Source organism: Arenimonas soli (genome assembly GCF_014643775.1).
Taxonomy (GTDB): domain Bacteria; phylum Pseudomonadota; class Gammaproteobacteria; order Xanthomonadales; family Xanthomonadaceae; genus Arenimonas; species Arenimonas soli.
In genome coordinates, this window is sequence record NZ_BMKC01000001.1 from 21,087 (window position 1) to 40,157 (window position 19,071).

Here is a 19,071-nt window from a genome sequence, read left to right on the forward strand (position 1 = left end):
GCGCAAACCTACTTCGGCGGCGCGGCACCGTCGGTGGCAGGGACTTCCTCGGCGCAGTGTTCCTGCGCCGCCCTGGTCGGCTGGCGGCGCGCACGGCGCCAGCCGTCGGCGGCGTAGATGGCCAGGGCCAGCCAGATGCAGGCGAAACCCACCGCCTGCGTGGCGCTGAAGGCTTCGCCCAGGATCAGCACGCCGGCCAGCAGCTGCAGGGTCGGCGCGATGTACTGCAGGATGCCGACCAGCGAGTACGGAATGCGCCGGGCGCCGTAGGCGAAACCGATCAGGGGCAGGGCGGTGAGGGCGCCGCCGATCACCAGCAGCACGTCGCTGCCGATGTCGCCGTCCAGGAAGGCGGCCACTCCCTGCCAGTGGGCGAACCCCAGCCAGGCCAGCGCCGGCACCAGCAGGATCAGGCTTTCGATAGCCAGGCCGGGAATCGCGTCCACCTGCGCGACCTTGCGGATCAGCCCGTAGAAGGCAAAGCTGAAAGCCAGCGTCAGCGCCACCCAGGGCGGATCGCCGTGCTGGAAGGCCAGCCACAGCACGCCCGCCGCGGCGATGGCCACCGCCGTCCACTGCGACGGGTTCAGGCGCTCGCGCAGCACCAGCACGCCGATCAGCACGTTCACCAGCGGGTTGATGAAATAGCCCAGGCTGGCCTCGACCACGCGCCCGTGCGTGACCGCCCAGATGTACACGCCCCAGTTGAAGCTGATCAGCAGGCTCGACAGCACCAGCAGCCGGCCGACCCCGGGGCGTGCGAGTGCGTCGCCGAGCCAGCGGCGGCCTTCGCGCAGCAGCAGGTAGCCGACCACGAACACCGCGCACCAGATGATCCGGTGGGCGATGATCTGCATCGACGGCACGTGCTTGAGCAGGATCCAGTAAAGCGGGAACACGCCCCACAGCACGTAGGAAGCGATGGCGGCCGACAGGCCCTTGCGGTCGATGGCGGGAATGGCGGTCACGGCGGCTCCGGGCTGGGGCGGGGATTATCCGCCCAAGCGCCGGTGCGTGGCTGCAACGGTGTGGTGCCTACTGCGTGCGCAGTGCCGTGGTCACCGGCAGGCGTGCCGCCCGCACCGCCGGCAGCAGGCCGCCGATGAAGCCGATCACCACCGCCACCACCAGCCCGGCCAGCACCAGTTCCAGGCTGACCTGGAAGGCGAACACCACCTGGGTGAAGCTTTGTCCCAGCGTGGACACCGACAGGTTGTCGAACAGCGCCCAGGCGATGAAGGCGCCGGCCAGGCCGCCGAGGAAGGCCAGCACCACGGCCTCGATCATCACCGACACCAGCACCGGGAAACCGCCGAAGCCGATCGCGCGCAGGGTGGCGATTTCGCGGCTGCGCGTGGCCACCGCCGCGTACATGGTGTTGAGCGCGGCGAAGATCGCGCCCAGGCCCATGATCAGCGTCACCACGCCGGCCAGCACGCTGACCATGGCGCGGAACTGGCCGGTCTGGGCGCTGTAGTAGGCCTGTTCCTGCAGGACCTCCACCGTCAGCCGCTTGTCGGCGGTGAGTGCCTGTTCAAGCACCGACAGCGATTCGGGCGACTCCAGGCCAACGCGCACGCCGCTGACGCTGTTGCCGCGGTTGAAGGCCGACTGCGCCGTGCCCAGGTCCGCCCACATTTCGCTGTCGTTGGCGTCGCCGGCCTCGAAGATGCCGACCACGGTCCAGTCCGAGCCGCGCATCCGCAGGACCTCGCCCAGTTCGACGCCGGCGAATTGCCTGGCGACGCCGACGCCGACGACGATTTCGCGCAGGCCGGGTTCGAACATCCGGCCTTCGATGATCCGGAGTTGCGGGCGCAGTTCGAACGAGGCCGGCTCGACGCCGCGCATCGTGACATTCGAACCGTTGACCTGCTCGCCCTTCTTGAACAGCTCGGTGATGACCATGATCTCGCCGGCGGCCAGCGGCCGTCCGTCCTTGCCCTTGCGGATGCCCGGGCCAAGCTTGATCAGGTCGGCGCTGTCGCCGCCGAAGCCGGAGTTGAGTTCGGCGCCGGAGCCACCGCGCAGCACGATGGCGTTGTCGGTGCGCCCGGCGTCCTTGAGCGTGGACTGGAAGCCCTGGGCCATGGCCAGCAGGGCCGTGAACACGGCGACCACGCCGGCCAGGCCGATGATGATGACCAGGGAAGGGCCCCAACGCTGCGGGATGGACCGCAGGTTCAGGCCGGTGATGGCGATGATCTGGCTAAGCATGGTCAAGCCTCCTCAGCGCCCGGCCAGGGCATCAACGATCTTCAGGCGGCGCGCACGCAGCGCCGGCAACAATCCCACCACCAGCGACAGCACGACGATGGCCGCGATGCCGGCCATCCAGACGCGCCCGTCCACGGCGATGGGCAACATCGGGCCCGCCGCCTGCGCGACCACGGCGCCCAGCGCCGTCGCCAGGCCCAGCCCGACCAGGCCGCCGATGGCGCATAGCGCCAGCGTTTCGGCCAGTACGAAGGCCAGCACGCTGTTGTCCGAAAAGCCCAGGGTCTTGAGCACCGCGAACTGCGGCACGCGTTCGCGCACGCTCTGGGCCATGGTGTTGCCCACCACCAGCAGCAGGGTGAAGAACACCGCGAACAGGATCCAGCGCACGATCATGCCGATGTCGCCGAGCTGCTTGATGAAGCCGACCTGGAAATCCTTCTCGGTCTGGGTCTTGGTTTCGTCCGAGGAGTTCAGGTAACGCGCGTCGACCAGCGTGGCGATCGATTCGGCCATCTCCGGGTCTTCGAGCCGCAGCACGAAGATGCCGGCCAGGCCGCCGCCGAACAGCGCCGCTTCGGAGAAGTAGGCGTGGTTGATGTAGATGTTCCCGGCGGTCTGGCGCCGCCACTCCTCGTCCTTGCCGTCGAAGATGCCGACCAGTTCGAACTCCCAGTCCTTGGAATTGTTCTTCTGCGGGAAGATGCTGGACTTCATCGGGATGCGGTCGCCGACCTTCCAGCCGTACTGGTCGGCCAGCAGCTTGCCGGCGATCATGCCGGTGCGGATGTCGCGGAAGGCGTTCCACTGCTCTTCGGGCATCACCCACTCGGGGTACACCTCGTGCAGGCGTTCGGGGTCCACCGCGAAGGCGAAGATCTGCGGGTTGTCCTGGTACACGGCGCCGAACCACTGCTGGTACATCACCCGCTGCACGCCTGGGATGGCGTCCATCTCGGGCACCATGCGCATGGGCAGCGACTGGGTGAAGGACACCCGCGACTGGGTGACCAGGCGCGTGGCCCCGACGAAGTCGGCGCCGGCGCTGAACACCAGGTTGAGCGACTGCAGCAGCCCGAACAGCACGAAGGCCATCACCACCGAAAGCAGCGTGAGCGAGGTGCGGGTCTTCTTGTGGAACAGGTTGGCTAGGACGAATCCGGTCTTGGTCATGGCGGTGTCCTCAGTGGGCGCCCGATTCAGCCAGCAGGCCCTTGTCCAGGTGCACCGTGTGCGTGGCGAAATCGGCGGCCTTGGGGTCGTGGGTGACCATGATGATGGTCTTGCCGTGCTCGCGGTTCAGGACCTGCAGCAGGCCCAGGATCTCGTCGGCGGTCTTGCGGTCGAGGTCGCCGGTGGGTTCGTCGCAGACCAGCAGGGTCGGGTCGGTGACCAGGGCGCGGGCGATGGCCACGCGCTGTTCCTGGCCGCCGGAAAGTTCGTTGGGCTTGTGGCCGGCGCGGTCGGCCAGGCCGACCAGGGTAAGGGCCACCTGCGCGCGCTTGGCGCGTTCGGCGCCGGTCATCTTCGTCAGCAGCAGCGGCAGTTCGACGTTCTTCTGGGCGCTGAGCACCGGCAGCAGGTTGTAGAACTGGAAGACGAAGCCGACGTGCTCGGCGCGCCACTTCGCCAGTTCGCCGCCGCTGAACTGGTCAATGCGCTTGCCGTCGACGCTGACGCTGCCGGCGGTGGGTGTGTCCAGGCCACCGATGAGGTTGAGCAAGGTGGTCTTGCCCGAACCCGAGGGCCCCATCAGCGCCACGAAGTCGCCGCGCGGGATGTCCAGGTCGATGCCGTGCAGCACCTCGACGGTCTGCTTGCCGCGGGTGTAGTGCTTGGTCAGTTGGCGGATCTGCACCAGGGATTCAGACATGACGACCTCTCGATGTGTTTGTAGGAGGGGCCTGGGCCCCGAAGCCTTGGAACCTAGTCCTGCACCAGGACCTTCGCCCCGTCCGCCAGCTCCGCCGGCGGTGCAAGCACGACCTTCTCACCCACTGCCAGCCCGCGGCCGACGCGGCTGCGCCCGTCGCGGGCATCGGCCACCTGCACTTCGCGCTGGCTGGCGCGGTCCTCGCGCACGACGAAAGCGACGGTGCGGCCCTCGCGCTGCACGATCGCCTCGGCGGGCACGGTGACCCCGGTGGCGACCGGCGCATTCGCGCCTGCCGGCGGCGCATCTTCCAGGAAGGACACGCGCACGCCCATGTCGGGCACCACGCGCTGGTCGCGTTCGAGCAGGGCGATGCGCACCTTGATGGTGGCCTTGCTGCGGTCGGCGGTGGGCACGATGGCGATCACTTCGGCCGGGATGCGCCAGTCGGGGTAGGCGTTGAGCACGGCTTCGACCTTCTGGCCCGGCTTCACGCGGCCGATGGTGGCTTCGTTGACGTCCACCTGGATTTCCAGCGAGTCCATGTCCACCACGGTGCCGATGCCGGTGCGGGTGAAGCCGCCGCCGGCGGAAATCGGGGAAATCATCTCGCCCGGCTGGGCGGCCTTGACGGTGACCACGCCGGCGAAGGGCGCACGCACGACGGTGTTGTCCACGCCGATGCGCGCCAGCGCCAGGGACTGTTCGGCCACGCGGATGTTGCTGCGGGCCGACTGGCCCTGCGCGACCAGCGCATCGTGTTCGCCCTGGGCCTGGTCGAGCGCGGCGACGGCGACGAGCTTTTGCGCGGCCATGTCGCGGGTTCGGGCCAGCGTCTGCCGGGCAAGCTTGAGCTGCGCGTCGGCGCGGCTGGCGTCGTTGCGTGCGGCCTCCAGCCGGGCCTGGGCCAGGTCCTGCTGGGCCTGGGCGTCGGTGGCCTCGAGCCGGGCCATGACTTCGCCGGCTTCGACGACCTGGCCTTCTTCGATCAGCACCTCGTCCACCTTGCCGGTGATCTTCGAGGACACCGTGGCGATGCGGCGGGCGGTGACGTAACCGCTGGCGTCGAGCACCGAGGTGCCGGCCGAGGCAGCCGCCGAGGTTTCCGCTTCGGCGGTGGCCACGCGCACCGGCACGGCCTCTTCGCGCAGCAGCCAGAATGCCATGGCGCCCAGCACCAGCAGCGCGGCGCCGGCCAGCCAGGGCCAGGCACCGCGCCCGCGCGCCGGCTTGGGCGCGGCGGACGCATTGCGGTCGATGCGAAGTTCCTTGATCAGGTCCGACGAAGCAGGCATGGCAGATGGTTTCCGGTGGCAGGCGTGCAGTGTACCCGCCGCCCGTCGACGACCAAGGTGCCGGAAGTTAGTTTTTGCAGGTGACGAGTGTCACCTGCGCCGGCCTCAGCCACGGAATCGTTTGCACAGCAGGCCCCAGGCCGCGCGCAAGCCCTGGGCTTCGCCGCCGGCGGGTTTGCCCGGTCGCGTGTTGTCGTTCCAGGAGTACACGTCCACGTGGGTCCAGGGCTGGCCTTCGGGCACGAAACGCTCGAGGTACAGGGCCGCGGTGATGCTTCCGGCCATGCGCGTGGCGCCGGAATTGGCCAGGTCGGCGACATTGGACTTGAGGTAATGCAGGTAGGGACGCCACAGCGGCATGCGCCACAGCGGGTCGCGGCTGGCTTCGCCGGCCGCGAGGTAATCGGCGGCGATGCCGTCGTCGTTGGCGAACAGCGCCGGCAGGTCGGGGCCCAGCGCGATGCGCGCGGCGCCGGTGAGCGTGGCGAAGTCCATCAGCAGCGCCGGCTTGCCTTCGGCGGCGTAGGTGAGTGCGTCGCACAGCACCAGCCGGCCTTCGGCGTCGGTGTTGTCCACTTCCACGCTCAGGCCCTGGCGGGTGGCCAGTACTTCGCCGGGGCGGAATGCGTTGGGGCCGATGGCGTTTTCGACCGCCGGCACCAGTAGCTGCAGGAACACCGGCAGCTTGCGCGCCATCACCAGCTTGGCCAGGCCCAGCGCGTGCGCGGCGCCGCCCATGTCCTTCTTCATGTTGCGCATGCCGTCGGAGCCCTTGATGTCCAGGCCGCCGGTGTCGAAGCACACGCCCTTGCCGACGATGGCCAGGCGCGGGTGGGCGGGGTCGCCCCAGGTGAGTTCGATAAGGCGCGGCGCGCGGTGGCTGGCGCGGCCGACGGCGTGGATGGCCGGGAAGTTCTGGTCGGTGAGGGCGTCGCCGACCACGCAGCGGGTTTCGCCGCCGTGGGTCCGCGCCAGTTCGGTGGCCGTGGCCTCGAGTTCGGCGGGGCCCATGTGTTCGGTGGGGGTGTTGATCAGGTCGCGCACCAGGCCGGCGGCCTCGATCTGGGCCAGGGCTTCGGCGACTGCGTCGTCGTCCGCGGGCAGCACCAGCCGCGCCGGTTCGCGGCTGGGCTTGAGGTAGCGGCCGAAGTGGTAGCTGCCCAGGCCCCAGCCCAGCACCGCCAGCGCCGGATCGACGGCCTGCGGGTTGGCGTCGGCCAGGCGGTAGCTGCCCGGCGGCAGCATCTGCGGCAGGTGCGCCAGCGCCAGCGGGTCGGCCGCATCGGCCACGGTGGCCAGGGCGAAGGCCGGCTGGCCGTCGGCGCCCGGCACCAGCAGCGGCGCGCCGGGCTGGCCGCTGAAGTCGTTCGCCCGCAGCCAGGCCTGCACCGGCGCCGGCTGCGCGTCGCGCCAGGCCGCCAGGCCGTCGCGCCCGACCAGTACCAGCGGCAGGGCGCCGTCGGCGGACGCAGGGCGGTCGAAGCAGGCGGGCAGGTTCATCGGGGCTCCGTGGCGTCGGGGTGGGATTCAAGCCAGTCGGCGAGACCGGCTAGCGTAGCGAATTCCAGGTCGGGTCGGGGCAGCCCCAGGGGCCAGGAATCTTTCTTGCGGTTGATCCAGCAGCTGCGCAGGCCGGCCCGGCGGGCGCCCATGACGTCCAGCAGCGGGTCGTCGCCGATGTGCAGCACCTGGGCTGGTTCCAGGCCGAGGCGTTCGCAGGTGGCCAGGAAGATCGGGGTGTCGGGCTTGGCGTGGCCCTGGTCGCGGGCGCTGATGAAACACTGGAAATGGCCATCGATGCCGATGCGCGCCAGGTCGGCGTTGCCGTTGGTGAGCGCGGCCACCGGCCAGCGCGCCGACAGCCGGGCCAGGGCGGCCAGCGCGTCGGGGTAGAACTCGACCTGGTTGCGGCTGGCGAAGAAGGCTTCGAAGGCCTCGTCGGCGCGGGACACGTCGTCGCCCGAACGCTCCAGCGCCAGTTGCAGCGAGATGAGCCGCTGCCGGGTGAAGTCGTGCACCAGGTGCGGGTGTTCGGCCGCCACTTCCTCGCGCAGCCGGCGCATGCGGTGCACCGGGAACCGGTTGGCCGTGCGCGGGCAGTGTTCGCGCAGGTAGGCGTCGAGCGCGCGTTCGGCGCGTTCGATCGAGGGCCAGATCGGCCAAAGGGTGTCGTCGAGGTCGAGGCTGAGTGCCCGGGGCAGCGTTTCCACCCGTGGATGATAGCGCGCAGCCCCGGCAGCGGCCCGTGAAGCCGGGCTCACTCCAGCAGCCGCGACCAGCCCTTCCAGTCCTCGACGTGGTCGGCAATGATCTTCAGGCACACCAGCATCGGTACCGCCACCAGCAGGCCCGGCACGCCCCACAGCCAGCCCCACAGCATCAGCCACAGGATGATCGCCAGCGGGTTGATGTGCATCGTGCGGCCCAGCACCAGCGGGGTAAGCAGCTGGCTCTCGAGCAGGTTCAGGCCGATGAAGCCGAAAGCCGGCAGCATCGCCGCGCCGATCGAGTCGAATTGCGACAGGCCGACCAGCGACAGCAGCAGGAACATCACCAGCGGGCCGACGATCGGCGTGAGGTTCAGGCCGGCGGCCAGCACGCCCCACAGCAGCGGGTCGGGCACGCCCAGCCACCACAGCCAGCCCACCGTGGCCAGGCCCAGGATCGAACTGGTGGCGCTGATGGTGAGCATGTAGCGCGACAGGTCGGACTGGATCTGCTGCACGATGCCGGCGGTGAGCTTCTTGTGCGCCCGCGTCGGCCGCAGGGCCAGCAGCTTGCGCAGCACGTCGTCGCCGAACACCAGGAAGCTGAAGGTCAGCAGGATCACCGCCAGGATCGGGCCCAGGACGCCGGGGATGGCTTCGATCAGGTCCGGCTGCGGCGGCTGCACCACCACGGCGCCGTTGCCGCCGCTGGCCTCCTTGGTCAGGCTGCCCAGCGACTCGCGGGCGCGGCTGGCCTGGTTGAAGGGTTCGATCATCTGCTGCAGCTTGGGCGCCGCGTCGCGCATCACGAACGGCACCTTGCGCACCCAGTCGGCCGCCGGCGCCGCCAGGAAGGTGCCCACGGCGCCGATGGTTCCCAGCATCGCCACCACCAGCAAGCCCGCCGACACCGCACGCGGCAGCCAGCGCAGGGGTGCACGCCGCATCAGCGGGGCCAGCAGCAGCGCGAAGAAGCCAGCCAGCACGATCGGCAGGATCAGGCTGCTGGCCAGGTAGCAGGTGTAGAGCAGCGCCGCGATGACCAGCAGCCACATCGGCCGCGCCTGCGCGCGACGCTGCGCCGGTCCGGACGCGGCTTCGGGACGCGGCGCGGCCGGCGGCGCGGCTTCCCCCGGTCCGGGGCCGGGCCCGATGTCGCCGCCCGGGCGCCTACGCCGTGCCACGGCGAGCCCTAGCTGCCTTCGCGGCCCGCGCCTTCCTGGCCGCGGCGGCTTTCACCGCCGCTTTTTCCGCGGCTTCTTCGGCCTCGGCGGCTTCTTGGGCCGCGGCCTCGGCTTCTGCTTCGGCCTGCGCCTGGGCGTCCGCTTCTTCTTCGCCGGTGTCTTCGGCCATGTCTTCTTCTTCGGCCGACTGCAGGCCGGCCGCCGCGGTGATGCCCGCCAGCAGGCCCGGCAGCACCGCTTCGAGCACCATCGAAAACACCGGGCCGCCGAGCACCTTGCCGGCCAGCGACTGGTGCGCGTCCTTGGGTTCCTTCAGGCCGACCGCGAAGCCCAGGGCCACGCCGGACACCAGGATGCGCGTGGGCGTGGCGCTGCGGTGAAGTTCGCGGCGAAGGTGTTCGCGTGAATCGCTGATCTGCTGCCGGCGCTGGACGCAGTGCGTTTCGGCGTCGTGCACGGCGGCCAGGCGTTCGCTCAGTTTCACGGGGTGGTCTCGTCATCGCCGGCGGACGGCGGTTCGGAGGGCAGGCCCTTGAGGCCCAGCTTGACCTGCCGGCGGGTGGCTTCGAAATCCAGGTGCCGCATCAGGCCGTGTGCGCGCCAGGCGGCGGCGGCGCCGATGAGCACGCTCAGCAGCAGCGGCACCGCGATCGCCAGCGGCCAGGACGCGCCGGTGGCGCGGATGCCGGCCACGATCAGGGCCGTCAGAAGGCCCCAGGTGGTGGCCACCATGACCGTGGCCAGCATCAGCAGCACCATGGCCTGGGTCAGCGCGTGGCGGGCGAGCCCGACTTCGGCCAGGAACAGCTCGCGCAGCGCCCGCAGCGTGCCCACGTAGGCGCTGGCGGTGGAACTGGCGGCGGAAAGCACCGCATGCGCGTCGTCGCCGAGCTTGCCAGCGCCTTCGCCGGCGCGCGGATCCGCGTCGGTCATGGCGTGGGCTTACTTGCGGCGCGTCAGCGCGGCGACAAGGTAACCGGCGGCGAAGGCGACGCCGAAGGACGCCAGCGGCTTGCTGCGGATCAGGTCTTCGGCCTGGTTGAGCATGCCGCGACCCTGTTCCATCAGGCCTTCGAGCTGTTCGTTGATTTCGGCGCGCGCCTCGGACGCGGCGGCGGCGCCGGCTTCCAGGGCTTCGTCGACGCCGGACTTGAGGGCGTCGCGGGCGTCGCCCAGGTTTTCCTTGGCCTGGTCGATGTGACGGGCATTTGCTTGCTGCGCAGGACTCATGGGGGGCTCCTCAGGGACGACCAATTGACGACGTATCCACCTTACACCGTAAGCCGGCGGCGGCGCGGCCTCACTCCATGCGCAGGAAGCCGGTGCGGCCACCCCGGCGCACGTCCAGCTGCAGGGCCCGCGGCGGGTCCTGCATGCGGTCGCGGAACGCCTGCAGGTCGTCGACGCGGCGCTGGTTGACGCCCAGGATGTAGTCGCCGGGGCGCAGGCCGCTGCGGGCGGCGCGGCTGCCGGCATCCACCTTGCTGGCGACCACGCCATACCAGCCGCGCTGGCGGAACCGTTCAGGCAGTTCGGCCAGGGTCGCGCCGGCCAGGCGCGGGTCGATGTCGGCGCCGTCGATTTCGGTGGTGCGCGCCTTCAGCACGGCCTGCACGCTGAGCCGGCGCTCTTCGCGCAGCAGGTCCAGGCGCACCTGTTCGTCCACGGGCAGCAGGCCTTCGAGGTTGCGCAGGGCCTGGGCGCTGTCCACGCGGGTGCCGTTGGCGGCCACGACCAGGTCGCCCGGGCGCACGCCGGCGGCTTCGGCGGGGCTGCCGCGGTAGACCCGGGTGACCACGGCGCCGCGCTGGTTGGCGGGCAGGCCCAGCTGTTCGGCCAGGCGCGGGTTCAGGTCTTCGCTGTCCAGGCCCAGGCTGCCGCGACGCACTTCGCCGTAGGCCAGCAGCTGGCGCTTGACCTCGTCGGCCAGGTTGGCGGGAATGGCGAAACCCAGGCCGATGTTGCCGGCGGCGCTGCCGCGCGGGTTGAAGCTGGCGGTGTTGATGCCCACCAGTTCCCCGCGCAGGTTGACCAGGGCACCGCCGGAGTTGCCCGGGTTGATCGAGGCGTCGGTCTGGATGAAGTTCTGGTAGCCCAGGCCCTGCAGGCCGCTGCGGCCCACGGCCGAAACGATGCCGCTGGTGACCGTCTGGCCCAGGCCGAAGGGGTTGCCCACGGCCACCACGAAGTCGCCGACCCGCAGGCTGGCCGAATCGGCGAGCGCGATGGCCACCAGCTCTTCGGCCGGGATGCGGATGACGGCGATGTCGGTGTCGGGGTCGGAGCCGATGAACTCGGCCTCGAAGGTGCGGCCGTCGGCCAGGGTGACCGACACCTCGTCGGCGTTTTCGATGACGTGGTGGTTGGTCAGCACCAGGCCACGTTCGGCATCGACGATGACGCCCGAACCCAGGGACTGCTGGCTGCGCTGCTGGGGCATGCCCGGCATGCCGAACAGTTCCGCCAGCGGATTGCGCACGCGCACGACCTGGCGGCTGTAGATGTTCACCACCGCCGGGGTCACCTGTTCGAGCATCGGCGCCAGCGAGGGCAGGGCGACCCCGTCCACCTCGACCGGCAGGGCGGCATGGGCCGCGCGCGGCAGGGCCAGTTCGGCGGCGCGTTCCAGGGCCTGGTCGCCGCGGCTGGGCGGCATCGACGGGGCGGCGGCTCCGGTCCCGGCCGGCTGGGCCAGCCAGTGGGCGGCCCCGGCACCGGCCAGGGCGGCGATCAGCAGGGCGGCGACGGTGGGCAAACGCATCAGGCAGGTCTCCGGGGCGGGGGCAGAGCCCGCGATTCATACCAGAATGCGTCCAAACGGCGGCTGGACAAGGGGTGGCCCGGGTCCCGGCGGGCCCCGGGACGGCCCCCGGCGGGCGCCTCCAACGTCGACCGGGAGAATTTCAGGACAAGCGCAGGTCAAACATGGAAATGGTTGATGGCATTGGGATTTCCCGTCCGGCGGCGAATGTTTCCGGCGGTTGACAGCCCCCCCGGGCAGGGGTAGTTTTGCCTACCGTTGCCACTACATCTTGTGCCTGGCAGCGGGGGGCGGCCCCAAGGCCTTGGGTTCAAGGCGCGGGGTGGCAGGCAAGTACGACGCGAAGGCGAGACGGCATGCGGAAACCGGGACGGACATCACACGAGCCACGGGGCAGGGTCCCGCGGGCGGGTGACGCTTCCCCCGGATTCCGGGCCGGCTGGACCCGATAAGAACGCAGACAAAGGCGCCCTTCCCGAGGGGGCGCCCCGGGAGGAAGAAAGGACTTATGAGCACGGTTCGCCTGGAGGCGGTAACGAAGAGCAAAGCGGCGCAGGAAATCGAAATGCAGCCGGCGTCCCAGGACATCTGGGACAAGAAGTACCGCCTCAAGACCAAGCGTGGCGAACCGGTGGATGCCACCATCGACCACACCTACCAGCGCGTCGCGCGCGCGCTTTCCGACGCCGAACCCACGGCCGAGAAGCGCAAGTACTGGTACGAACGCTTCCTCTGGGCGCTGCGCCGCGGTGCCATCCCGGCCGGCCGCATCACGTCCAATGCCGGCGCGCTCGAGCACAAGCCGGCCACCAGCACCATCAACTGCACCGTGTCGGGCACCATCACCGACTCGATGGACGACATCCTGGGCAAGGTCCACGAGGCCGGCCTGACCCTCAAGGCCGGCTGCGGCATCGGCTACGAGTTCAGCACCCTGCGCCCGCGCGGCGCCTACGTGTCCGGCGCCGGCGCCTACACCTCGGGCCCGCTGTCGTTCATGGATATCTACGACAAGATGTGTTTCACCGTGTCCTCGGCCGGCGGTCGCCGCGGCGCCCAGATGGGCACCTTCGACGTCGCCCACCCGGACGTGAAGGAATTCATCGGCGCCAAGCGCGAGGACGGCCGCCTGCGCCAGTTCAACCTCTCGCTGCTGGTCACCGACGAGTTCATCCAGGCCGTCGAAGCCGACACCGACTGGCCGCTGGTGTTCCCGGTGAACATCAAGGAAAAGGGCGACGTGGACGTCAACGACCCCAAGCAGGTCGTGTGGCGCGACTGGCCGCATTCCGAGAACTACGTGTCCCGAGAAGACGGCATGGTGGCCTGCAAGATCTACGGCCACATCCGCGCCCAGCAGCTGTGGAACCGCATCATGGCGTCCACCTACGACTTCGCCGAGCCGGGCTTCATCCTGATCGACCGCGTCAACGAGATGAACAACAACTGGTGGTGCGAAACCATCCGCGCCACCAACCCCTGCGGCGAACAGCCGCTGCCGCCCTACGGCGCCTGCCTGCTCGGTTCGGTGAACCTCACCAAGTTCGTGCGCGACCCGTTCACCGACAAGGCCAGCTTCGACTGGGACGAGTACAAGGAAGTCGTGCGCGTGTTCACCCGCATGCTCGACAACGTGGTCGAGGTCAACGGCCTGCCGCTGGAACAGCAGCGCAAGGAAATCATGCGCAAGCGCCGCCACGGCATGGGTTTCCTGGGCCTGGGCAGCACCGTCACCATGCTGCGCATGAAATACGGCGAGCCCGATTCGGTGAAGTTCACCGAACAGGTGAGCCGCGAAATGGCCCTGGCCGGCTGGGAAGTCGCGCTCAGCCTGGCCAAGGAAAAGGGCCCGGCGCCGATCATGGACGAGGACTTCGAAGTCACCGCCGAGATGCTGCGCAAGCGCCCGGAAATGAAGAAGGACGGCTGGAAGCTCGGCCAGACCATCAAGGGCCGCCAGCTGCACGCCCTGTATTCGCGCTACATGCAGCGCGTGTCCTCGGTCGCGCCCGAGCTGGTGAAGGAGCTCGCCGAATCCGGCGCGCGCTTCACCCACCACAGTTCGATCGCGCCGACCGGCACGATCTCGCTGTCGCTGGCCAACAACGCCTCCAACGGCATCGAGCCCAGCTTCGCCCACCACTACAGCCGCAACGTGATCCGCGAAGGCAAGAAGTCCAAGGAAAAGGTCGAGGTCTTCAGCTTCGAGCTGCTGGCCTACCGCACCCTGGTCAATCCCGAGGCGATGCCGTTCAGCGCCGACGAAAAAACCCGCCTGCCGGACTACTTCATATCGGCCGACGACATCACGCCCAAGGCGCACGTGGACATCCAGGCGGCGTCGCAGAAGTGGATCGATTCGTCCATTTCCAAGACCGCCAACGTCCCGACGGACTACCCGTACGAGGACTTCAAGGACATCTACCTTTACGCCCACAAGCAGGGCCTGAAGGGCTGCACCACCTTTAGGTTCAACCCGGCCGCCTTCCAGGGCGTGCTGGTGAAGGAAACCGACCTGGAGAACACCACCTACCGCTTCGAGCTCGAGGACGGCACCGTGGTCGAGGCCAAGGGCAACGAGGAAATCGAATACGACGGCGAGTTGCATACCGCGGCCAACTTGTTCGACGCCCTCAAGGAAGGGTATTACGGCAAGTTCTGAGGTTAGCCCCGCGGCGCCCCGCCGCGGTTTCCGTAGACGAGGAGAGCGGTATGAGTAACGGCAATGGTGTCACGGCGGCCCTGTCCAGTGCCGCTGGCAGCGTCAGCGACAAAGCGCAGGAAATCGGCGGCGCCATCGCCGACCGGGCCGAGGCGGCGATGAAGGCGGCCAGGAAGAAGGCGGCCCCGGTGATCAAGAAGGCCAAGGCGCAGGTCAGGAAGGCCGAGAAGTCCGACGCCGGCAAGGCGGTCAAGAAGGCCGTCAAGGGCGCCAAGAAGAAGGTCGGCGCCGCGGTGAAGGCCGTCGAAGACAGGGTCGCGGGCAAGAAGGCCACGGCCAAGAAAAAGAAGGCTGCGACCAAGAAGAAGGCCACGGCCAAGAAGACCACGGCCAAGCGCAAGGTTGCCGGCAAGAAGGTCGCGGTGAAGAAGAAGGCCGCCGCCAAGAAGACCACGGCCAAGCGCAAGGTCGCCGGCAAGAAGGTGGCCGTGAAGAAGAAGGCGGCCGCGAAGAAGACGACCGCCAAGCGCAAGGTCGCCGGCAAGAAGGTGGCGGTGAAGAAGAAGGCCGCCGCCAAGAAGACGACGGCCAAGCGCAAGGTCGCGGCGAAGAAGGTCGCCGTGAAGAAGAAGGCCGTGGCCAGGAAGACCACCGCCAAGAGGAAGGTCGCCGCGAAAAAGGCGGCCCGCAAGAAGACGGCCCGAAAGGTTGCCAGGAAGCGCTAAAGCCTAGCGGCTGTCCCGATTGTCACACCCGTCCCCCCGCCGCCCGGCGGCGGGGGGCTCCGGGCAAGTAACCCACAGAACTGCATAAGCGGAAAGAAACCAGCATGGCCATCAAGATCAGCAAGAAAATCAAGGGATACGCGGTCCAGAAGCCGGAAGACAAGGCCAAGGCCCCCGTTGCGCCTGCCGTCGCTCCCGTGGCCGTGCCGGAGCCGGAATCGAACATCATCCAGATGCACGAAAAGGTCGAGCGCCCCGACGTGCTCATCGGCTCGACCTACAAGATCAAGTCGCCGCTGGTCGAACACGCCATGTACGTGACGATCAACGACATCGTGCTCAACCCGGGCACGGAACACGAGCTGCGTCGTCCGTTCGAGGTGTTCATCAACTCCAAGAACATGGACCACTTCCAGTGGATCGTGGCGCTTACCCGCATCATGAGCGCCGTGTTCCGCAAGGGTGGCGACGTCACCTTCCTGGTCGACGAAATGAAGGCCGTGTTCGACCCGCGCGGCGGCTACTTCAAGGCCGGCGGCGTGTACATGCCGTCGATCGTCGCCGAGATCGGCTCGGTGGTCGAAGAACACCTCAAGTCCATCGGCATGATCCTCGACCCCGAACTGGGCGAAGAACAGAAGCGCCTGATCGCCGAGAAGCGCGCTGCGTTCGAGGCTCGGGCCAAGAAGAAGTCGGGTGAAGCGGCGGCCCCCGCCGGTGCCGGCACCGAAGGCGCCGCGCGCGCCGACGAGGCGGTGCAGGTCACCGGCGAGGGCACGTCCTTCCCGCCCAGCGCGACCATGTGCAACAAGTGCAACACCAAGGCCACCGTGCTGATGGACGGCTGCGCGACCTGCCTGAACTGCGGGTACTCCAAGTGCGGCTGAGCGGCTGAAACGCGCTGGCTTCCTGCTGTCGGCGGCCATTCATCGGCGCCTCATCGTCCGCCATCAATCATGGTCCCGTAGTGCCTGCGAAAGACCGTCGATTCGGGCGGGAATGCCCGCTGGCCCGCCGTCTCCCGGCTCGATGCCGGGGATGGCAGGGGTCGTTCCGGGAAACAGGTCACGCTTGAGCTGCAAGCACCGGCCTATGCTTTGTCATGGAGAGGCGGCGCAAAGGCCGAAGGAAGTGGGCGACGCGGGTCGCCCGGCCTGAGTAGATCCGGGTCTTGCAGCTACTCCGGCGTCTCCCGGAATCCGCGCAGATCTCGGAGGTGGGCCACAGCATGCAACCGCAGGATGCCGCCAACGCAATCGACACCGGGGCGCCGGATACCCGCCTCGCGGTTCGACTGCTGGGTGCCGGATCTCCTGCCCAGGTAGCCTCTGTCCTTCTCGACCTGATCGGGGGCGCGCAGACCGGCGAAGGGCCGTCCGTCGTATGGTCGACCCAATGGCCGACGGCACTCGAGAGTCTTTCCGGGCCGCCGGACCCAGGACGGGCGGCCGAACTCGTCGAGGGGATCGCCGCGTCCCGCCAGGAACCGGAACGCCGGTCGCGGGTAATGCCGATCTTCGACGACGGCCACGCGCATGTGGCGGCGCTCGTTTGTCCCGACGGCTTCCAGGCTCCCCCGGCCGGGGTCCTGGCCGTGGTCGGGGCGCGCATGGGGGAACTGCTGGCCACGCGCAGCCTGCTCGACAGCGTCGCACAATCGGAACAGGCGGAACGGCTGCAGCGGGCGCTGTATACGATCGCTGACCTGGCCGGGTCCGACCTGGAGATGTCGGAGATGCTGCGCGACCTGCACCGCATCGTCTCGGAACTGATGTACGCCGAGAACTTCTACATCGCGCTCTACGACGACCACGACGACAGCCTGCGCTTCCTCTACTTCGTGGATCTCGTCGACCAGGAGGCGCCGGACCAGGACGAGGTTATCCCGCTGAGCCGCATCGAACGCGGCTTGAGCTGGCACCTGGTTCGTGGACGCAAACCCTTGATGGGCACCTTGCAGGAGCTGACCACGCAGGTTGACGGCCACCTGCACCTGCATGGCGCCGACAGCCTGGACTGGCTGGGCGTACCCATGATCCGCGAGGGTGAGGTTCGCGGCATCGTGGTCGTGCAGAGCTATGACCAGGCCGGCCGCTACACCCAGGCGGAAATGTCGCTGTTGGCCTTCGTCGCCGACCATATCCTGACCGCGCTGGAGCGGCGCCACGGTCGCGAGCGCCTCGAGCGCCGGGTCATGGAGCGCACGGCCGAACTCGCGCTGGCGAACCAGGACATGCGGCGGGAAGTCACCGAGCGCGAACGGGGGGAGCGACTCCAGGCCGCCCTCTACCGCATCGCCGAACTTGCCAGCAACGAAGAGACCAGCGCTGGCTTCTACGGCGAGGTGCATGCCAGCGTTGGCGACCTCATCAGCGCCAAGAACTTCTACATTGCGCTGCTGTCGGATGACGGCGCGACGGTGTCGTTTCCCTATGTCGTCGACGAACACGAGCGCGATTGGGGCTCGCGTTCCTTCGGGCGCGGGCTCACCGAGTATGTGCTGCGCACGAACCAGCCCCAGCTGGTGGATGCCGCCCGGGCAGAGCAGCTGATGGCTTCGGGAGAGATCGAGGGAAGCTTCGTGGGCGCCCCGACCCTGGTCTGGCTTGGCGTGCCGCTGCCGGGGCCCGAAGGCCCGATGGGCGTGGTGGTGGTGCAGAGCTATCAGGCGGGCGACGACTACGACCAGCGCGATGCCGAGCTCCTGACATTCGTCTCGCGCCAGATCGCGAGCACGCTGCTGCGTCGTCGGTCCAACCAACTGCTGCACGACGCCTACGCCGACCTGGAGCGCCGGGTCGAGGTCCGCACCGCGGAGCTGCGGGAACAGATCGCGGTTCGCGAGGAGATCGAGGCCAGGCTCCAGCACCAGGTGATGCACGACTCGCTGACCAACCTGCCAAACCGCGCCTACCTGCGTGACCGTCTGGAGCGGGCGATCGCCAAGCTTCGCCGTGCTGGGAACCGGCGTTTTGGACTTCTCTACGTGGACATCGACCGGTTCAAGCTGATCAACGACAGCCTGGGCCACGGCGTTGGCGATGCGGTGTTGAAGGAAGCCTCGCAGCGGCTTGCCAGCTGCGTCCGGGAACCCGACCTGGTGGCCCGCCTGGCCGGCGACGAATTCTGCATCCTGCTCGAGGAAGTGCAGCTGCCGGAGACGGCCAGCAAGGTTGCCCAGCGAATCATCAAGGCCTTCGACTCACCCCTGTCGGCGGGAGGACGAAACCTGAAGGTATCGGCGAGCATCGGCATCACCGTTGTGGAGAAGGCCGAAGGAGGCGCCGACGCGGTCCTGCACGAGGCCGACCAGGCCCTTTACCGGGCCAAGGAGAGGGGGCGCAATCGATTCGAACTGTTCGATCCCGTCATGCAGTCCAATGCGATGACCGTGCTCAACCTCGAGCAGGGCCTGCGTGAGGCTTTGGCCGGGGAACAGTTCGTCCCCCATTTCCAGCCGCTGGTTCGCCTGGACGACGGCGGCATTGTCGGCTACGAAGCGCTGTTGAGATGGGACCATCCCGAGCGTGGCTTGCTCGCACCCGGGGAATTCCTGCAGGTCGCCGAAGAGAGCGGGCTGATCGAACCCATCGACTGGCAGATGTTCGCGCTGGCGATGAAGTGCAGCAAGGACCTGGCCGTCGACGGGCGTTTCGTCACCCTGAATGTGTCGCCGCGGCTTTTCCAGCGACCGGGCTTCGATACCCGGATGCTCGCGCTAACGAAGGAGGCGGGTTTTGATCCGGCCAGCCTGCGCCTGGAGGTGACCGAGGGCATGCTGCTGGGGGATCCCGATGCCATGGTGGCGGTTCTGCTGCGCTTGCGCGAATCCAAGATCGAGGCCGCGCTGGACGATTTCGGCACCGGCTACTCGTCGCTCGGCCACGTGCACCGCTTCCCGCTGAAGATGATCAAGATCGACAGGAGCTTCATCACGCCCTTGGCGGGCGACGACTCCCGCCGCAGTTGTGCGGTCGTGGAAGCCATCCTTGCCCTGGGACACGCGCTGGGGGTGGACATCGTCGCCGAGGGCGTGGAAACGCAGGAACAACGCGACAAACTCGCCGCGATGGGGTGCGTCTACGCCCAGGGCTACCTGTTCGGCCGGCCGCAGCCGGCGCATGCCTGGGCTCGCCAGTGATGCCTC

16 protein-coding genes are annotated in these 19,071 nt (G+C 68.5%); 4 read left to right on the forward strand and 12 right to left on the reverse strand.

Features of this window, described 5'->3' with window-relative positions; translation table 11 throughout:
- Positions 1–8 precede the first annotated feature (8 nt).
- From rarD to IEX13_RS00165, 12 genes are all read right to left on the reverse strand, one after another.
- On the reverse strand, positions 9–968 hold the full coding sequence (rarD, locus tag IEX13_RS00110; protein ID WP_188659692.1) for an EamA family transporter RarD: 960 nt from the start codon (positions 966–968) through the stop codon (positions 9–11).
- 67 nt (positions 969–1,035) lie between these two features.
- The gene (locus IEX13_RS00115; RefSeq protein WP_188659695.1) at positions 1,036–2,217 is read right to left on the reverse strand and encodes an ABC transporter permease; all 1,182 of its coding nucleotides are present in this window, start codon (positions 2,215–2,217) and stop codon (positions 1,036–1,038) included.
- Between the two features lie 12 nt (positions 2,218–2,229).
- Positions 2,230–3,390, reverse strand: coding sequence for an ABC transporter permease (locus IEX13_RS00120; protein ID WP_188659698.1), 1,161 nt, complete (start codon positions 3,388–3,390; stop codon positions 2,230–2,232).
- A gap of 10 nt (positions 3,391–3,400) precedes the next feature.
- On the reverse strand, positions 3,401–4,090 hold the full coding sequence (locus IEX13_RS00125) for an ABC transporter ATP-binding protein (RefSeq protein ID WP_188659701.1): 690 nt from the start codon (positions 4,088–4,090) through the stop codon (positions 3,401–3,403).
- 53 nt (positions 4,091–4,143) lie between these two features.
- Positions 4,144–5,385, reverse strand: coding sequence for an efflux RND transporter periplasmic adaptor subunit (locus IEX13_RS00130; protein WP_188659704.1), 1,242 nt, complete (start codon positions 5,383–5,385; stop codon positions 4,144–4,146).
- Positions 5,386–5,490: 105 nt separating this feature from the next.
- Positions 5,491–6,885: a leucyl aminopeptidase family protein gene (locus tag IEX13_RS00135; RefSeq protein WP_188659707.1), complete on the reverse strand. Its 1,395-nt coding sequence runs from the start codon at positions 6,883–6,885 to the stop codon at positions 5,491–5,493.
- Positions 6,882–7,595, reverse strand: a complete 714-nt coding sequence (locus tag IEX13_RS00140; protein ID WP_188659710.1) for an HAD family hydrolase — start codon at positions 7,593–7,595, stop codon at positions 6,882–6,884. Before IEX13_RS00140 ends, IEX13_RS00135 begins: the two co-directional genes overlap by 4 nt.
- A 47-nt stretch (positions 7,596–7,642) precedes the next feature.
- On the reverse strand, positions 7,643–8,776 hold the full coding sequence (locus IEX13_RS00145; protein WP_188659713.1) for an AI-2E family transporter: 1,134 nt from the start codon (positions 8,774–8,776) through the stop codon (positions 7,643–7,645).
- A complete protein-coding gene (locus IEX13_RS00150; protein ID WP_188659716.1) occupies positions 8,763–9,260 on the reverse strand; it encodes a hypothetical protein in 498 nt (165 codons plus the stop codon). The genes IEX13_RS00145 and IEX13_RS00150 overlap by 14 nt, the downstream gene beginning before the upstream one ends.
- A complete protein-coding gene (locus IEX13_RS00155) occupies positions 9,257–9,709 on the reverse strand; it encodes a hypothetical protein (RefSeq protein ID WP_188659719.1) in 453 nt (150 codons plus the stop codon). The genes IEX13_RS00150 and IEX13_RS00155 overlap by 4 nt, the downstream gene beginning before the upstream one ends.
- A 9-nt stretch (positions 9,710–9,718) precedes the next feature.
- Positions 9,719–10,006: a hypothetical protein gene (locus tag IEX13_RS00160; RefSeq protein WP_188659721.1), complete on the reverse strand. Its 288-nt coding sequence runs from the start codon at positions 10,004–10,006 to the stop codon at positions 9,719–9,721.
- 70 nt (positions 10,007–10,076) lie between these two features.
- Entirely contained in the window at positions 10,077–11,540 is a 1,464-nt protein-coding gene (locus tag IEX13_RS00165) for a Do family serine endopeptidase (RefSeq protein ID WP_425489064.1), read from the reverse strand.
- A 505-nt stretch (positions 11,541–12,045) separates the two neighbouring features.
- Here IEX13_RS00165 and IEX13_RS00170 point away from each other — a divergent pair.
- The 4 genes from IEX13_RS00170 (at position 12,046) to IEX13_RS00185 (ending at position 19,065) form a co-directional block, all read left to right on the forward strand.
- Positions 12,046–14,199 (forward strand): adenosylcobalamin-dependent ribonucleoside-diphosphate reductase, encoded by a 2,154-nt coding sequence (locus IEX13_RS00170; RefSeq protein ID WP_188659724.1) that lies wholly within the window; start codon positions 12,046–12,048, stop codon positions 14,197–14,199.
- A 50-nt stretch (positions 14,200–14,249) separates the two neighbouring features.
- Positions 14,250–14,924, forward strand: a complete 675-nt coding sequence (locus IEX13_RS00175; RefSeq protein WP_188659727.1) for a hypothetical protein — start codon at positions 14,250–14,252, stop codon at positions 14,922–14,924.
- Between the two features lie 104 nt (positions 14,925–15,028).
- Positions 15,029–15,811: a TSCPD domain-containing protein gene (locus IEX13_RS00180; protein WP_188659730.1), complete on the forward strand. Its 783-nt coding sequence runs from the start codon at positions 15,029–15,031 to the stop codon at positions 15,809–15,811.
- A gap of 341 nt (positions 15,812–16,152) precedes the next feature.
- On the forward strand, positions 16,153–19,065 hold the full coding sequence (locus IEX13_RS00185; RefSeq protein WP_188659733.1) for a bifunctional diguanylate cyclase/phosphodiesterase: 2,913 nt from the start codon (positions 16,153–16,155) through the stop codon (positions 19,063–19,065).
- The last annotated feature ends 6 nt before the right edge of the window (positions 19,066–19,071 follow it).

What these genes read in the sequence shown, in the direction of transcription:
- IEX13_RS00115 (WP_188659695.1), bottom strand. Translation starts at nt 2,217, where the DNA reads ATGCTTAGCCAGATCATCGCCATCACCGGCCTGAACCTGCGGTCCATC.
- IEX13_RS00175 (WP_188659727.1), top strand. Translation starts at nt 14,250, where the DNA reads ATGAGTAACGGCAATGGTGTCACGGCGGCCCTGTCCAGTGCCGCTGGC.
- IEX13_RS00155 (WP_188659719.1), bottom strand. Translation starts at nt 9,709, where the DNA reads ATGACCGACGCGGATCCGCGCGCCGGCGAAGGCGCTGGCAAGCTCGGC.
- IEX13_RS00185 (WP_188659733.1), top strand. Translation starts at nt 16,153, where the DNA reads ATGCAACCGCAGGATGCCGCCAACGCAATCGACACCGGGGCGCCGGAT.
- IEX13_RS00120 (WP_188659698.1), bottom strand. Translation starts at nt 3,390, where the DNA reads ATGACCAAGACCGGATTCGTCCTAGCCAACCTGTTCCACAAGAAGACC.
- IEX13_RS00135 (WP_188659707.1), bottom strand. Translation starts at nt 6,885, where the DNA reads ATGAACCTGCCCGCCTGCTTCGACCGCCCTGCGTCCGCCGACGGCGCC.
- IEX13_RS00130 (WP_188659704.1), bottom strand. Translation starts at nt 5,385, where the DNA reads ATGCCTGCTTCGTCGGACCTGATCAAGGAACTTCGCATCGACCGCAAT.
- IEX13_RS00160 (WP_188659721.1), bottom strand. Translation starts at nt 10,006, where the DNA reads ATGAGTCCTGCGCAGCAAGCAAATGCCCGTCACATCGACCAGGCCAAG.
- IEX13_RS00125 (WP_188659701.1), bottom strand. Translation starts at nt 4,090, where the DNA reads ATGTCTGAATCCCTGGTGCAGATCCGCCAACTGACCAAGCACTACACC.
- IEX13_RS00180 (WP_188659730.1), top strand. Translation starts at nt 15,029, where the DNA reads ATGGCCATCAAGATCAGCAAGAAAATCAAGGGATACGCGGTCCAGAAG.
- IEX13_RS00170 (WP_188659724.1), top strand. Translation starts at nt 12,046, where the DNA reads ATGAGCACGGTTCGCCTGGAGGCGGTAACGAAGAGCAAAGCGGCGCAG.